Source organism: Desulfococcus sp., assembly GCF_041737845.1.
GTDB lineage: Bacteria > Desulfobacterota > Desulfobacteria > Desulfobacterales > Desulfococcaceae > Desulfococcus.
The window spans coordinates 16,841-32,392 of the sequence record NZ_JBGSQX010000144.1; the positions used below are offsets into that span (position 1 = coordinate 16,841).

Annotated in this window: 16 protein-coding genes; 5 read left to right on the forward strand and 11 right to left on the reverse strand. The window is 60.3% G+C overall.

Translation table 11 applies throughout. The features are described 5' to 3' along the window. Positions 1-68: 68 nt before the first annotated feature. Positions 69-386 carry a TusE/DsrC/DsvC family sulfur relay protein gene (locus ACEW8N_RS16930; RefSeq protein WP_373501030.1) on the reverse strand — a complete coding sequence of 106 codons (318 nt, stop codon included), beginning with the start codon at positions 384-386 and terminating at the stop codon, positions 69-71. A gap of 311 nt (positions 387-697) precedes the next feature. Between ACEW8N_RS16930 and ACEW8N_RS16935 the strand changes: the two genes are divergently transcribed. The 4 genes from ACEW8N_RS16935 to miaA all read left to right on the forward strand — a co-directional run bounded on the left by ACEW8N_RS16935 (position 698) and on the right by miaA (position 3,487). Beyond that, positions 698-1,102 carry a secondary thiamine-phosphate synthase enzyme YjbQ gene (locus ACEW8N_RS16935; protein WP_373501031.1) on the forward strand — a complete coding sequence of 135 codons (405 nt, stop codon included), beginning with the start codon at positions 698-700 and terminating at the stop codon, positions 1,100-1,102. Continuing rightward, entirely contained in the window at positions 1,095-1,652 is a 558-nt protein-coding gene (locus ACEW8N_RS16940; protein ID WP_373501032.1) for an AsnC family transcriptional regulator, read from the forward strand. The genes ACEW8N_RS16935 and ACEW8N_RS16940 overlap by 8 nt, the downstream gene beginning before the upstream one ends. Next, on the forward strand, positions 1,653-2,477 hold the full coding sequence (locus ACEW8N_RS16945; RefSeq protein ID WP_373501033.1) for a nitrilase-related carbon-nitrogen hydrolase: 825 nt from the start codon (positions 1,653-1,655) through the stop codon (positions 2,475-2,477). It abuts the gene before it with no gap. Between the two features lie 80 nt (positions 2,478-2,557). Next, positions 2,558-3,487, forward strand: coding sequence for a tRNA (adenosine(37)-N6)-dimethylallyltransferase MiaA (gene miaA / locus ACEW8N_RS16950; protein WP_373501034.1), 930 nt, complete (start codon positions 2,558-2,560; stop codon positions 3,485-3,487). Positions 3,488-3,504: 17 nt separating this feature from the next. Here the strand turns inward: miaA and ACEW8N_RS16955 are convergent, their stop codons facing one another. From ACEW8N_RS16955 to ACEW8N_RS16965, 3 genes are read right to left on the reverse strand one after another with little or no spacing between them, the layout of a single operon-like run. After that, positions 3,505-4,041, reverse strand: coding sequence for a tRNA (cytidine(34)-2'-O)-methyltransferase (locus ACEW8N_RS16955; RefSeq protein WP_373501035.1), 537 nt, complete (start codon positions 4,039-4,041; stop codon positions 3,505-3,507). A gap of 7 nt (positions 4,042-4,048) precedes the next feature. After that, positions 4,049-4,363, reverse strand: a complete 315-nt coding sequence (locus tag ACEW8N_RS16960; RefSeq protein WP_373501036.1) for a zinc ribbon domain-containing protein — start codon at positions 4,361-4,363, stop codon at positions 4,049-4,051. A gap of 54 nt (positions 4,364-4,417) precedes the next feature. After that, on the reverse strand, positions 4,418-4,966 hold the full coding sequence (locus tag ACEW8N_RS16965) for a pyruvate kinase alpha/beta domain-containing protein (protein WP_373501037.1): 549 nt from the start codon (positions 4,964-4,966) through the stop codon (positions 4,418-4,420). Between the two features lie 158 nt (positions 4,967-5,124). On the opposite strand from ACEW8N_RS16965, the gene ACEW8N_RS16970 reads away from it, so the two are divergent. Beyond that, positions 5,125-5,964: an amidohydrolase family protein gene (locus ACEW8N_RS16970; protein WP_373501038.1), complete on the forward strand. Its 840-nt coding sequence runs from the start codon at positions 5,125-5,127 to the stop codon at positions 5,962-5,964. A 13-nt stretch (positions 5,965-5,977) separates the two neighbouring features. On the opposite strand, the gene ACEW8N_RS16975 is transcribed toward ACEW8N_RS16970, so the two are convergent. From ACEW8N_RS16975 to ACEW8N_RS17005, 7 genes are all read right to left on the reverse strand, one after another. After that, a complete protein-coding gene (locus tag ACEW8N_RS16975; protein WP_373501039.1) occupies positions 5,978-6,679 on the reverse strand; it encodes a hypothetical protein in 702 nt (233 codons plus the stop codon). A 144-nt stretch (positions 6,680-6,823) separates the two neighbouring features. Next, positions 6,824-7,111 carry a hypothetical protein gene (locus ACEW8N_RS16980; RefSeq protein ID WP_373501040.1) on the reverse strand — a complete coding sequence of 96 codons (288 nt, stop codon included), beginning with the start codon at positions 7,109-7,111 and terminating at the stop codon, positions 6,824-6,826. Positions 7,112-7,180: 69 nt separating this feature from the next. Next, entirely contained in the window at positions 7,181-7,558 is a 378-nt protein-coding gene (locus ACEW8N_RS16985; RefSeq protein ID WP_373501041.1) for a response regulator, read from the reverse strand. A gap of 603 nt (positions 7,559-8,161) precedes the next feature. Further along, positions 8,162-8,839, reverse strand: a complete 678-nt coding sequence (locus tag ACEW8N_RS16990) for a response regulator (protein ID WP_373501042.1) — start codon at positions 8,837-8,839, stop codon at positions 8,162-8,164. A 280-nt stretch (positions 8,840-9,119) separates the two neighbouring features. After that, positions 9,120-9,608, reverse strand: a complete 489-nt coding sequence (locus tag ACEW8N_RS16995; protein WP_373501043.1) for a hypothetical protein — start codon at positions 9,606-9,608, stop codon at positions 9,120-9,122. 160 nt (positions 9,609-9,768) lie between these two features. Continuing rightward, positions 9,769-12,657, reverse strand: coding sequence for an outer membrane protein assembly factor BamA (gene bamA / locus ACEW8N_RS17000; RefSeq protein ID WP_373501044.1), 2,889 nt, complete (start codon positions 12,655-12,657; stop codon positions 9,769-9,771). A gap of 35 nt (positions 12,658-12,692) precedes the next feature. Next, positions 12,693-15,552: translocation/assembly module TamB domain-containing protein (locus tag ACEW8N_RS17005; RefSeq protein WP_373501045.1), on the reverse strand; the 2,860-nt coding region annotated here is incomplete at its 5' end.

A 15,552-nucleotide genomic window follows, 5' to 3' on the forward strand; every position in this document is an offset into this window, starting at 1 on the left:
CAAAAAAAATGGGGTGACATTCATCACCCCATTCATAATCTACCTGAGAACCGCGATCAGAAGATCGACTAAACGCATCCCGTCGGTTTCGGCAGGCCCGCCATTTTACAGGCTCCCTTGCCCGGCCCTGAGGGGAACAGCTCGTAGATGTGCTTCAGTTTCATCTTGGTCAGCTTGGAGAGAACGCGGACCATCGGTGCAATACCATTCTTTTCGTAGTATTCTTGGAGGACTTTGACGACCAGGTGATGCTCTTCGGTCAACTCGTCAATACCTTCCTGCTCTTTGACGTACTCAACCCACTCCTGGCTCCACTGTTTGTAATCCGTGATGAAACCGTCCTCATCAACGTCAAATTCTTTACCCTTAAATTCGATTGTTGCCATGTAAAAAAACCCCCTCTTCATAGTGTTTGGACGATAATTCAATTACATATACATATGTGTATATAGCCTTGGCGGTGATTTTTTATTAGGATGTTTATATTTATGATTTGAAATTGTCAACATGAAAATTGATCTTTCGACGCTCCGCTTGAATTTGGCATTATTTTTATCAATAATTTAAGTTTGTTGAAAATGCCTTATTTGATATTGACAATAATCTTTCATTCCGATACAAAAAAAAGCTCGGTAAGAGTCAACAAAAAACACAGCCCCGCTCCGACGACGGGCTTCTCCAGACAGGCGGCCCCAGGGTGATTCTCTCGATCCAGTCCCATAAAAAGACCGAACTCATCGATATCACCGATGTTGTGCAAAACGCCGCCGCGGCCGAAGGCATCGACACGGGGTTCTGCATGCTCTTCGTTCCCCACACGACGGCTGCGGTGACCATCAACGAGAACGCCGACCCGACGGTCAGGGAAGACATGCTGATGGTCCTGAACCGGATCATCCCGTGGGATGCGGAATATCGCCATCTGGAGGGGAATTCGCCGGCCCATATAAAATCCACCCTGGTCGGCGCCTCCGAGATGATCGCCATTGCAAGCGGCCGACTGGTTCTGGGAACCTGGCAGGGAATATTCTTCTGCGAGTTCGACGGGCCGCGAAGCCGAAAATTGCACGCCCATTTCTTGAAAGGAACGCCCCATGGATGAGCCTGCATGCGGCCCGGCGGCGGAGATTCATGAGAATGCCCCCCGCCCCGATGTGGCCCCCGACCGGGAAGCCGGCCGGAGGGTTGACCAGAGAGTTGAATTGATGGACGACACGGACCGCCGTCTCCTCAACCGAATCCAATCCGACTTCCCCATTTCGCCGCGCCCTTACGCGCGCATCGGAGAGGAGCTGGGGATCGCCGAAAAAGAGGTCATCGAGCGCATGCGGCGATTGAAGGACTGCGGCGTCATCCGGAGAATCGGCGGCAATTTCTATCCGCACAAGCTGGGATTCGTAAGCACGCTCTGCGCCGCGAAAGTGCCGGAAGAGCGGCAGGAGCTGTTTGCCGCGACCGTGAACCGCTACCCCGGGGTGACCCACAATTACACCCGGGAAAACGCCTACAATGTCTGGTTCACCTTCATCGCCCCGTCCATGGCGGAAATCGAAAATCATCTCCGGGATATCGCTGCCGCCACCGGTGTCGAGGAGATCATCAACCTCCCGGCAACCAACGTATACAAAATCAGGGCCCACTTCGATTTATAAATGAGAGATATTCGAATCGCCGCGGCCATTTTCCATTCGTCCGCACCCGATATCCGGAAAAACATGGACCGGATGGATGAGATGGTCCGGTCGGCAAAATCCCTGGGGGCGCGCCTGATCTGCTTCCCCGAAATGAACATCTCCGGATACAGCAGCCGCGCCGACATCAAGGCGGTGGCGGAGCCGGTGCCGGGCCCCATCAGCGATCGGCTTTCCCGCCTGTCGGACCGGGAGGACATCGCCATCCTGGCCGGCATGGCCGAAAAAGGAAAGCGGGACCAACTCTTCGTCAGCCATCTTGCGGTCTGCCCCGGAGGCAATCTGGGGGTGTACCGCAAGGTCCATATGGCGCCGCCCGAGCGGGAGGTCTATGCGGCGGGTGAGGATGTCCCCGTGTTCGAATTCGCGGACATCAAATTTGGGATCCAGCTCTGCTACGACACCCACTTCCCTGATCTGTCCACGCTGATGGCCCAGAAGGGTGCGGACATCATTTTCATGCCCCATGCCTCCCCCCGGGGGACACCCGAGGAAAAATACCGCTCGTGGTGCCGCCATCTCCCGGCGCGGGCCTTCGACAACAGCCTGTTCGTCATCGCATGCAATCAGGCGGGTGAAAACGCCAACGGGCTTCATTTTCCCGGCATCGCCCTGGCCATCGACCCGTCGGGCAATATCATCGAAAAAGACCTGAGCGGCCGGGAGGGGATGATCGTGATCGACCTCTCGGCATCCGCCATGGAGAGGGTCCGCAATCATAAAATGCGCTTCTTCCTGCCCAACCGGCGCCAGAATCTCTATGAACGCGCCCGCAACAGCGGCTGATCCGTCTGGCTTCTCCCGCAGGAGACCCGGCGCGGCATCGGGTTCGGCATGACCCGGGCAACGGAGGCAGGCCTCGATCCATGGAACAGTCCCGAAATAAACCAGCCATCGTCATCATCTGCGGACCGACCGGCGTCGGCAAGACCGCGGCGGCCATTCACCTGGCCCGCTGCCGCCGGGGGGAGATCGTCAGCGCCGATTCCATGCAGGTCTATCGATTCATGGATATCGGCACGGCCAAGCCGACACCCGAGGAGCGGTCCGCCGTCCCCCATCACATGATCGATGTCGCGGCGCCCGATGAAGCCTTCGACGCGGCCCGCTTTGCCCGGGAGGCGTCGGCGGCCGTCGACGCCCTGGCGGCCCGGAATACGCCGGCGTTTGTGGTGGGCGGCACGGGGCTGTATATCAAATCCCTGACCCGGGGGATCTTCCATGCCGAGGCCGTCGACCCTGAAATCCGAGGAAGGCTTGAAAACGAGGCGGACATCCTTGGACCCGCAGCCCTCCACCACCGACTTGCGCGGCTGGATCCGGAGGCCGGCCGGCGGATTCACCCCAATGACCGCTTCCGGATCCTCCGCGCCCTCGAGGTTTTCGAAAGCACCGGAAAGCCGATCTCGGACCATCACTCGGCCCACCGATTCGGCGAAAGCCCGTTCAGGACACTCAAGATCGGTCTGGAAATGGAGCGGGAGGCGCTCTATGAGCGCATCGACCGGCGCGTGGACATCATGATCGAGACGGGACTGCTGCCCGAGGTTCGGCGGCTTCTCGCGATGGGATACCATTCAGAACTCAAATCCATGAAATCCATCGGGTACCGCCATATGGCCGATTTCATCGAAGGCCGCACAAGTTGGGAGGAGGCCGCAAAGACCCTCAAGCGGGACACCCGGCGGTACGCCAAACGGCAGTATACCTGGTTCAAGGCCGACCCCGAGGTGATATGGACCCCGCCGGCGGCGCTGGAAGAGATGAACAACCGGATCGAAAGCTTCCTCTCCTGAACATCGCCCGAGACCGGTCAGGGCCAGGCATGACAGGAGGGCAGGCCCCGGAGGCTCTCGTAGAGGGCGATGCCCACGCTGGTGGAGAGGTTGAGGCTCCGCACCTCCCGGGTGATGGGGATATGGAAGGTCCTGTCCGGGAATCGGGCGAGGATGTCGGGCGGAAGACCCCTTGTTTCGGACCCGAAGACCAGAAACGACCGCCTGCGGCATGTCATCTCCCAGAAAGGCCTCGCCCCCTTCTTGGCGAACAGCGACACCTCTTCCCGGGAAGGCGCCGTCGCCGACAGAAAATCCTCGAAACAGTCCCAGACCGAGAGCCTGACCCTCGGCCAGTAATCGAGCCCGGCGCGCTTCACCTGCCGGTCGGCCAGGGAGAATCCCAGGGGCCGGATGAGATGAAGGCACGCCCCGGCGCCCAGGCAGGTCCTGCCGATGTTTCCGGTGTTCCAGTGGACTTCCGGCGCCACCAGGACTACGTGGCGCGCCGCCTCCGCCGCAGGGCGTTCCCCCGGCCCTTTCCCCGCTTCATCCCCGGGATGCCTCAAGGCCATCGGATCATCAGACCGCTTCCCCGCAGTGGGGGCAAAATCGGAATTCGGGATGAAGGGCTCTGCCGCAGTGGCGGCATCGGACGTTCTGCCGGTCGACCGCGTTCCGGTAGTCATCGCCCATCTCGTGGACGCTGCGTTCACACCGGTCGCACATCAGGAACGGCTCGCCCTTTTTGACCCGGACGATCGGGATGAAAAAGAGGTTCAGCCAATGGTCCACCCGCTTGTAACGGGCCTGCGCCAGACCGCACACCGGGCAGTTCACGGGGCGCTCATCCAGCACCGTTATCTTGGGTGTGATTCCGCCGATCAGAAAGAACATTTCCCACCCCCGCCTTCCCATCCTCGCTTTGGCCCCCGGCCGCCCGTCCGCCCTCTAAAAGTCGCGGGGTTTGCAGATGATCTCGCGGACGCGGATATCGAACATGTCCGATTGATTGGCCGGTTTCAAAACCACCGCCGCATCCGCCCCCCTGCCGGTGCCGCCGACGGCGATGATATCCCCGCCGGACAAGGCCCCGGCATCCGCCGCCATGATCGAGATCTCCACCGCCACCTTGACCCCCTGCCCGAAGAGCCTCAGGGTATCGGCGATCAGAAGGGCAGGATAGACGCCCGAATATTTTTTCGCAACAGACCGCTCCACGCCGGAAAGGGCATGGGTGGCCGACACCACCGTGGCCCCCCGTTCCATCAGCGCTTTTCTCACCCCGTCGGGCATGACGCTCCTGAAGGGCTCCTTGAACCCGCAGTGATAGGTCACAACCACCACCTTGAACCCATTGAAGCGCTCCAGGGCCTTGATCGCCGTGTCCCCTTTCGTGGAGGCGACCACCACCTCCCCGATGCCCAGGGCCTTTCCCCGTTCCAGCGCCAGTTCGAGGGTTCTGTCCGTGTTTTCCCGGCCGGGTGCGTCAAAAAACATCCGTAATCCTCCAAAGCAGAAATGATCTGGAAAAATGTGCTTGATCAAACAGCGTGTTTGTCCGTATGCTTTACGTCCTTGTTCATCTGGAATAAGGGGGAATTTTCAAAAAGTCAAAGGCATTTTGCAGCCGATGAACCGACCCTGGCGGAGGCGATATGATCATTGATTTCCATGTGCATCTCTTTTCAGAAGCCATACGGGAGAAGCGTTCGGCCTTTTTCCCATCCGAGCCGGCGTTCAAGCTGCTCTACGATTCTCCCAAATCCAGGCTGGTGGGGGCGGAGGACGCCCTCCGGATGATGGACGCGGAGGGCGTCGACAAATCGGTGGTTTTCGGGTTTCCCTGGCGGGCCACGGACACCTTCCGGCGGGAGAACGACTATATCATCGAAACGGTCCACAAATATCCCGACCGGTTCATCGGCCTGGCCTGCTTTGACGCCATGAACAGGGACGCCGCGGCCGAAACCGAACGCTGCCTGGCGGCGGGGCTTCAGGGCGCGGGCGAACTGGCGTTTTATGAGTCCGGCATCGACGAAGCCGCCATCAAGGCCCTGGACCCGATCATGGCCCTCTGCCGGGAGCATGGCCGGGTCGTCCTGATCCATACCAACGAGCCCGTCGGGCATGCCTACCCGGGGAAAAGCCCCAACACCCTCCTTCAGATCTACCGCATGGTCCAGGCCTTCCCGGAAAACCGGATCGTCCTGGCCCACTGGGGCGCGGGCATTTTCTTCTACAATCTCCTGAAACGGGAGGTCAAAGAGGCCCTCGGCAATGTCTGGTACGACACGGCGGCCTCGCCCTTTCTCTATGATGTCGACATATACGCCGCGGCCGGTCCACTGGCCGGATGGGACAGGGTTCTTTTCGGGACCGACTATCCCCTTCTGAAACCCGGCCGCTATTTCGGCGACATGGACAAATCCGGCATCTCCGCGGAAGCGCGGGCCGGTATCTGCGGCGGAAACGCCTGGAATCTGCTGGGGCTGTGACGCGGCGGCGGCATCAACCCCCGGGGGCCGATGCCGGGGGAACGTTCTCCAAGGCGGCGATGAGCGGGGCGATTTGCTGCCGGTGACGCGGGGGCACCATGAGGGCGCGCACCGGATGGTTCCGGATCAGCCCCCCGGGCGGATGATCCGGAGCCCCGTCGCGGTAGCGCCGCCGGCTCTCTTCGGATGCCATGAAAAGGAGGAGATCCGTCAGGTTGCCGGTCCACCCGTCCCGGTCGATGTGCTCGATATACTGCAGGATCACGTTGTTGACGGTGACCACAAAGGGATCCATCTCCGCAAACCCGGCGTCATCGCAGCGCCTCGCCGAAACCATGCACCTGCACCCATAAGGGCGGACGGCGTATAACGGGCATTCCCCGTCGTCCAAGAGCGGACAGCCGCCCCAATCCGGATCATTGGGTTCCTCCGGCGGCTCCTCCCCCCGGAGGCAGATATCCGCAAGGGCATTGGTCGTCACCCGGGGAATGAACCGTGGAACGTCGACCGCCGCCGCCAGTTTCCCGAACAGGCCGCTTTTTCCGCTGTCAACGAGGTGAACCGCTATTTTGTAAGCCTCAAGGGTGGTCAGGGTGACGTTTCGCGTGCAGCACCGGGCGCATTTTCTTCGGCATGCGGTCTCACGGCCGGCGATGAAGCCGTCGTAAACCCGATAGATGTGATCCAGAACCCTCAGTTTTTCGTGAACGCCCATGTCTTGGGTCTCCTTCTCCGAGACCCTTCATAGCACAGGGTGGCGTCCTGCTGCAAACCAAGCCGCGAGCCGCGGCTTTTTCCGAACCGCCGGGGGGAAGGACGCCGCCGGGCGGATCAGGGTGGTGATGCCCGGAAGGCGGCGCTACAGGGACAATCCGGGCTGGGGCTTGATGGTGCTTCCGTATTTTCCGGTGAAGGTGATATTCAAGGGCAATTTCTTGACGGCGCAGTATTTTTGAAACACCCCCTTCCCGAAAGGATGGATCGATAACAGGCCGCAGGTATCGATAACGATTTTTCCGCCGCTTTCGTCGCAGGCTTCAAGCGCATTGACAAGTTCACAGGCGGAGGATCCGTCAAAATCCCCTGTCAGGCGAATATGGAGATCACCCCTGTTTTTCTGAGAGACTATTCTGAAATTCGCTGCCACGTGTTTCCCCCACCTCTCTCTTTCGATCAGCACGTCCTGTTTTTTTGCTGGTTTTTTTTGCAGGCGACCCTAAAAACTGTTTTGAACCTGGCCGGATCGCACGGACCCGATGAAGGGCGATCGTTTTTCCCTTCGGCTGAACCGAACCTCGAACAGTGCAAGGGCGACCGCCTGCTTCAATTTTTTCACCGCGTCGTTATCTTTCACCATGTATACCAGCACTGGAAATTCGGGCGATCGCTGCTTGATGTCGTTCAGAATCTCGAAGCTCTGAAACTGCTCCGACAACCCGTTCAGGAGCACCAGGTCGGGCTCTAATCTGTTTATGTATGCCCATGTCGCGGTGGGATCCGTAATTGAAATGATCCGGTAGCCTTCATTCGCAAGCACCTTTTTCACATCATGCCTATGGGGAGATTCATCATCGACAATCAGTATCAAAGCCATGGTTTCCTCCGGCGGTTGAAAAGGGTAAGATTTCTTCACGCCCGGATATCAGGACGTCCAGAAGGTACAGCGAATGAATTCGACGGGTCTGGCAACCCCGCCGCACGGCCGCAGCGTTTGCAGGTCGACAGACCGATTTTCGTGAGCCGCGATTTCACACTTTTTGTCATCCGCGATCAAATTTTGCCCTCTGAAATGTCTATCGGGCTCCCGAACGACATCGCCTTTCCGAAATCCGGAGCGGATGTCATCCGTCCAAGTCCATCTGCCAAGAGCCTGAAACGCCATATCCGAACCGTTGAGAGCCGCACCGAAATCACCCGCCCTTTAGCGTCGGTTCAGGTTTTGGAAAATGGTTCTGCAAAAACCTTGCCGGGTCACACTAGAACCGTCATTTTCAGACACTGCCGACGGCGCAATGCTGCTGACGGGTCTTCCATTGCGGTCCTTCGGAAAACGGACGGCGTTGAATATTCCAAAAATATGGACCGTTCCGTCCGTTTGTCCATAGGGGGTATGGATCATTTTAATAGGGAAAACTCCCGGAGGGGGGATTTCCCGGAAATGAAAGGGGGGGATTCTTGATGAGCCGCCGGGAAAAGGCTATTCTTTCCAGAGATCCACGTCGATAATGCCGATCTTGGCGGCGTAGCGGATCAACTCGATGGAGCTGTGCAGGCCGAGCTTGCGCATGATGTTGGCACGATGGTTTTCGGCCGTCTTGGGGCTGATGAACAGTTTTTCGGCCACCTGCGTTGAGGACAACCCTTCGCCAAGAAGGCTCATCACCTCCTGTTCGCGGGGGGTGAGGGACTCGTAGCCCTCCGCTGAGACGGCGATTCTGTTTTCAGGGATTTCGGCGAGTTTTTTGACCACTTTTTCGGAAACCTTCGTATCCATGAAGTAATCGCCCTCAAGGACATGCTGGATGCCCTTGAGGAGCATGTCCGCGGCGGACTCCTTGGCCAGATAGCCGGCGGCGCCCGCCTGGAAGGAGCGGACAATGTAATCGATCTTGGAATACATGCTGACCATCAAGACCCGCGTGTTGGGCGATACTTTTACGATATCCCGGGTCAATTCAATGCCGTTGCGGTCCGGCAGGGAGACATCCACGATCGCCAGGTCGGGCCGGACGGTTTTGATGATCCTGAGCCCGTCGACGGCGTTTCCCGCCTCACCGGCCACCTCGAAGCCGTCGCTCCGGCCCAGAATCGTTTTGAGTCCCTCCCGGAAAAGGGGATGGTCGTCGATGATGATGATCCGTTTTTTCGCGTTCAAGGGCTCCTCTGGCAACACGGGGGGCGCATCAGGCCTTGCCGCCGGCCGTGAAATGCGTCGGCGTCAAGGCCACCCCCATCCGTCAAGCGGGATGACGCCGGCATGTCCGGCGCAACAAAGATCGGTCATTTCCGGGTTATGACAGGAAAGCGGTGTTGACGCGGCCAACCTGATGTATCGTCTTAACAGACTTGTTGCGCTGTTTCAACAAAATCAGCACAGTTTCCATTGCCAGTGCCCTGAGAGGCCCCCCGCAGCGGCGGCATCCCCGCAAGCTGCCTCAATCCCCGCCCTTTTCCCTCTCAAGCTCCTCGGCGCTCATGGACCAGAACGGATAGCCGTCCCGGGTCCGCCGGACCTTGTATTCCTCGAATTCGCTCCGTTTCACCTTGGAGGCGATAAAGACATCCTCTCCGCCGACGTCAGCCCATGCGCCCCTGATTTTTACCTCATCCCCCTTCCGGACGCCGATGCCCTCGGGATCGACAAACCATCTCGGCCCCAGGTGAACCAGGACCCTGTCGCCGTCCTCATCCTTGACGACGAGGGCCACCCCTGCCGACATGCCCGCCAGGGGGACCACCTCCTTGACATCCTCAATGATGCCTTTCAGCCGATCCCTTTCGCTGCCCTTGTAGAGCCGGTTATAGGCGCCGTCAACCTCCCATCCGCCCATGTCCTTGGGGTCTGCGGCAGAACCGCCGTCCGGGCCCGCGATCCAGACCAGCAGGCCGAAGAAGATTGACAGAAAAACATTTCGACTGGCCATGGTGATGCCTCCTTGTGTTGGTTATCGTCGCGTAAATGCGCCCGGCATCCGCCGCCGGAAGGTCATGGGACCGTTGGACGACGGCCAGGGCCGATTCAAGGGCCGGTGTTTCAATCTCCTCGCTTTCCATCCTCGCTCGGGCCGGGTCACTCCCGCACCGTCAAAAGGTATAGCCGATGGAGAAGTGGAGACGGCCCGTGTCTTCCCCCTCCCGCGGATCGAGCAGCCGGCCGTACAGAAGACCGACGGCGCCGATCGGGGTGATATAACGAAGCCCGATGCCTGCGGACGACCGAAAATCGTCCCCGCCGCCCTGCCCGTCCGCCCTTCTGACGGCGCCGACGTCGTAAAACGCCGCCAGCTCAAAATTCATCCCCAGGTCATACCGGGCTTCGATGTTTCCCAGGAGGGCTTCCTGGCCCCCGACGGCCTTTCCATCGGGGTCAACCCTCAAAAGATTTTCGTCGAATCCCCTGACGGTGGCGGTCCCGCCCAGATAGAACAATTGATCATCCGGGAGGAGGCTGTCCGATCCGTAGGGGTAAATATAGCCATACCTGCCCCGCAACGCAAAGGTGAGCTTCTCCTGCGGCGTGAGGTAATACCGGGTTTCGAATCGATATTTCAAAAAATTGTCGAGCGTTTCCTGGAGCCCGGTGGAGAGGTCGACAAAGAGCGAGGCGTGAATCCCCCGGGTGGGGCGGGTGAAAGAGTCCGTCGTGGTATAGATGATGGATGGCGTGGTCACGAAAACGGTCCGGGGGATATAGATGTCCGCTTCCCCCTCCGGGATCGGGGTGTCGTCGCGCATATACTGCTCCCGCCGTTCCAGGCGGAAGGCCAGCCCCAGGTTCAGGTCCTCGTCCAGGAACCACCGGTTGAACACCTGGGAGACGCCGAAATTCCGGGTCCCGAAGTCCTGGTTGAACTCCTCGCGCCTTTCCGCGAAAATGGCGCTCGTGGACGAAATCCGGCTCTGCCGGACCCGCGGCTCGGTGAAGGAGGCGTCCACGCGATAGCCGATCTGACTGACCTCGACGCCGGCCCTCACATCCTTGTTTCTGCCGAAGAGATTGCGGTCTCCGCCCTTTGTCGAGGCGAACAGATGCCTTTCCGTATCGTAACCCAGGCTGAATTCCAGCCAGAAGGGCTTTTTCTCCTCGATTTCCACGAAGAGGGCTGCCGTTTCGGGCTGCTCCTTCAGCCCGGGGACGCGAATCCGGGCCCCATCGACGGCCGCCATATCCTGGATGTTCCGCTGGCTTTCGAGGATCTTTCTGGCGGAGAACGGCTCTCCGGGCCGGAGCTCCAGTTCGTTGCGGAGAATCTCCTCCGCCGTCCGGAAATTTCCCGTGAAATAGACCTCGCCCGTCTCGACATACCGGCCCTGGGATACGGTAAAGGCCACATCGGCGCCGGAGGCGTCCGCGGTCAGCACCGCCTTTCCCTCGACCTCGACAAAGGGGTACCCCCGCTCCGCGATGAGGCCCGTGATCGTATCCTCATCGCCCTTGAGCAGGTGTTCCCTGAATGGATCTCCGGGCTTCAGCAGAACGGCTTCCCGAACCATCTCCAGGGGGATGGCGGTAACACCGGTGACGGCAAGGGAGGCCACGCGGGTCTTTACCCCCTCGTCGATGGTGAGGGTGAGCTCGCCATAGCGCTTCCCGCTCCGGTCGCCCTCTTTCGCGGGGCGTTCAAGTCCGCCCTGTTCCGATGCCTTCGCTTCCGCTTTTTCCGGGCTTTTTGCCATGGTTTCGGACAGCCATTCCAGATGGCTTTCTACGGCGGTCTCCCGGTATCCCTCCATGAGATAGAGGGCTTTGATCGCGTCGATGTCGTCTTTCAACCGCCGGGGGTCGAAGCCGCCCTCAGCAAACATTCCAGGGGTCCGCGTCAGCATCTGCTTCTCAATTTTCTGGTCGCTTAGGGCCTCGTTACCCTCGATCCGGATATTGCGAACGATGGATTGAGGGCCCTCGTCGATCCGGATGCGGATGTCGCGACGCCCTTCGGGAAGGCTGCCGTCGTCGGGATCGGCAACGGTCACGCGGCTGTCGAGATACCCGTCGCCCTCGTATCGCTTCCGGATGTTCCGCAGGCTTTTCCTGAGGCCCAGATCATTTTTATTTCCACCCTCGAGGGCCAGGTCCCGACGCAGGGTCCACCACGCCCGGTAGGCCTCGTTCCCCTCGAAGGAGACATCGTACCGGAGGCCTTCGTTCACGATCAGCCGGACATTCACCGATCGGTCATCGGCACCTTCTTTCACAAGGGCCTCGACGGTCGCATCCGCGTACCCCTTGGCGCGGTAGAATTTCAAAAGGTTCTTGATGTCCTCATCGAGATCCTTCCGGATGAAACGCTGGATATCCCCAAAGAGGAGGGATTTTTTCCAGGCATCCGTCCTCAGCTTGAGACGGAACTCGGAAAAGGCCCGGGCACCCTCGATCTGAAAGTGTTCGATGCGAAGAAAAGGGCCTTTTTCGATCCTCACCCGGATGTTGACCAAGCCTTCCTTTTCATCGGGTTCGGTCGTGATCCGAACGACCGGTGCCATATACCCGTTGGCCTTGAAGAGTTCCTCCACCGACGCTTCTTCGGCTGGAATGGTATCGGTCACGTAGCGCCCCCCCGGATGGAAGCTCATGGCGTTATGAACCTCACGCTCGAAAACGGGGAAAGCGCCCTCCATCCGGACGGTCCGGATTCTGAGAAAGGGCTTCAGGTAAAAGGTCAGGGCAATGCCGCCATCTGTCCGGTCTGGATCAGGCAAGTGAATCGTCTCGAACACCATGGAGGCTCCCAGGGCCGCCAGGCTTTTCTGGAGCAGCGCATCTGAGAAGGGCTTCCCTTCCTTGAGAAAAAGGAGGCCGGCGGCCATGGATTTCCAGCGCTCCGGATCGCCCCGTCCGCCGTCGATCTGAATGTCGATCCGCGAGACGACCGGAGTTCCCCCGGCCCGGGGCGGTCCGGCGCCGATGCCGACGGCCCCGCCCAGCATCAGCCATGCCGCCATCGCTATTCCCAAGATCCTGAGTTTAGACATGATCCTCTGTTCCCGGCGATCGACCGACGGCGCCCTTACCAAAATTCCACCCGGTAGGTCAGGGCTCCACCGAAATTGCCGGCCGTGTCCTGAAAGGCGCTGACCAGCAGGGCCTCCAAGATCTTGTATTCCGAGATGACCTTCTGGACCGTCTCGCCATTCTTGAGTTCAGCGCCGTATTTCACCGTGATCCTCCGGGAAAGCTCCTTTCCCAGTGTCACCTTGACGTCGTCCCGTTCATCCGGGTCCGCAGCCTCAGTGTACTCCAGCTCGACAATGTCGAGGCCGGTGGCGTCCTTGACCCCGGAGGAGACGGAGCCCGCCAGGATATCGCCCAGCATCTGCCGCGCGGACAGCCCCGAGGCGTCGTCCTGCCGCATCTCCTTGAGGGTTTTTCCCACCAGAAGGAGGGACAGGATATCCGCGTCCTCCTCGGAAGGAACCGATGACAGCTTGAAATTGAGGTTGTCCGGGGTCCCGCTGACCTTGAGGGTTATTGTCCAGTCCCGCACCGAGGCCTCGCTCTCGATATCAATGGTCGGTTCGGTCCTGTAAGGGTTCAGGAAGTCCACCACCCCCTTTCGAATCTCGAACTCCGTGGTCCGGAACCCGAGCTCCGCCCGCTGAAAGCGGATCGCCTGATAGGTAATGACCCCCTCGTCCACCCCGGCCCGGCCGCTGATCACGGGGCGCTCCGCCGTGCCCACGACCCGAAGATCCGGGCTCAGGCGCATGTCGGCAAGGTTGTTCTCCACCTCGAAGGGTTCCCGGCGCTGGATGACAATGCCCAGGTCCATGTTGGCGAGGAAAGGGACGGACCCGCCCGCCGGTTCGGGAGCGACCTCCCGGGTCTTCCGGGTGATGCCCCGGATCGGGCGGAGTTCGACATCCTTGAAGTACCGCCCCTCCAGCAGAACGATCTCCCCCTTCAGGAGGGACTTTTCAACGGTTCCGTTCAGGGAGAGGGCGCTGTCTATAACCAGGCTCAGGGTATCGGGAACCTCGATGGGCAGCTTTCGGGCGGCGGCCTGGAGATCCATGCGGACCGGTTTGAAATTCTCCAGATCCACCCGACCGCCCAGGGTAAAACTCCCGCCGTCGACGCGGCCGTCGATCTTTTCCAGAACGAGGGCTTTGGACGACATGGCGATCCGGCCCGTCACGTCATGGAGGCGCTGGGAAAGCCCCGGAAGGTTCACGCCGAGCCGATCGAGGATGACGGCACCGCTGATTTCAGGTTGTTCAAAGGTCCCGCCCAGTCCGGCATTGACGATGATCATACCCCCGGCTTCGATTTCATCCCCCAGGAACGGATGGATCACCGAAAAGGGGATTCGGCCGTCAACAGTCATGGATATCGTTCCGGCCAGATTCCCCTGTCCGCCCAGGGTGATCCGCCCCTCCTTCAGCAGACGGATCTCCGTATCCGCCACGCTAAAGGCCCTGTTCTCCATCCGGGCAAAGATTCGCGGGCTTGTGAGGAACTCCCGGCCTTCCGACAGCAGCGTCAGGTTCCTCAGGTCGGCGGCGATCCGGATCTTTTCCGGGGCGTCGCTTCGCCCGTCGGCCGTAACGGTACCGTCGATCCGCCCGCCCATATCCCCCAGCCCCGCGATCTTGAAATATGGGGCCAGGTCGGTCCGGTCAAACCCCATGGATGCGGAGAATTCCTTTTTCTTCAGATGATAGCGCCCGTCCAGATCAAATCCCCCGCTCCCCCGGGCCCTTGCCGTCTGGTCTTTGACGGTCAGATTGAGCCGAATATCCGCCACGGGCTCCTGGTTGACCCGGATGCCCGTCACCGAGACCCTTCCCTCGGCCCTGGGTTCGGAAAAGGTCCCCCTTCCCGAGATATCGAGGGCGGCCTTCCCGTTGAGGCCGTCGATGCCGGCCAGGGCATCAATGCTCGCGAAAGAGACCCCCGTGGAGGAAATCCGGAGGTCGTAGGCGGACCGCTCAAAATCGATGGATCCGCTCCCGTCAAGGGTCTCTTTCGGGGTCACGGCCACCTGAAACCGGTCGACCACGATGCTCCGCCCGTCCATCCGGGCCTCCAGGGCCGCACCGTCGATGGCCTGCCCCCCGAGAGCCAGTTTCTTTCCGGTGACGACCGCCCTGCCCCGGGGGCGGGAGATGCTGCCCCCGATCTCTCCGGAAAGAGTGACGGCCCCGGACATGCCGTCGATGAAGTCCTCCAGGAAGACCGGTTCTCCAGCAACCCGGATGTCTATGGCGGGATCCGCCCGAACAGCGCCGTTTCCGGGCGTCATGAGGTCGATCGTTCCCGAGATTGCCGCCCTGGATTTCCCGTTCACCACCGTGACGGGCGAAAGCAGAATGCTGCCGTCCGCCATGCGGACACGGGCTTCCACGCCGCCGATCCGCGTCCCGCCCACGGCAAGCTCCTTTCCTGAAATCTCCGCCTGCATGTCGGGGGCGCGCACCGGCCCCCTGGCCGTAACGGTGCCGTCAATCTGCCCCTCAAGGCCTTTATCTTTGATAAAATCGGCTGGTTCAAAGCTTTCAAGGGCCAGGGTGAGGTCCACGGGAAGATCAGGCCTGACCGTCATGGTATTCTTCGGCCCTTTTTTCAAAAGATCGATCCTGCCCCGAACCGCCGCCCGGGAGCCCTGGTTGGCAAGGGTCAGGTCGGTGATCTCCAGGGTCCCCGCCGCATTGAGGCCGGCTTCGAGCCGGATGTCCCCCAGGGTGAGATCCGCGAGCGAAAGCTGTTTCCCGCCGGCGTCGATTTTGGCCGTGGGCCGAGCCGGGGTGCCGGCAACCGACACCTCTGCCGACAGGGCGCCTCGGACGCCCGAGATCCCGGCAAGGGCAAGGGCGGCCGACAGGTCCGGCACGGCCAGGGACAGCTCCCCCTGGATGCCGCCGCCGGCG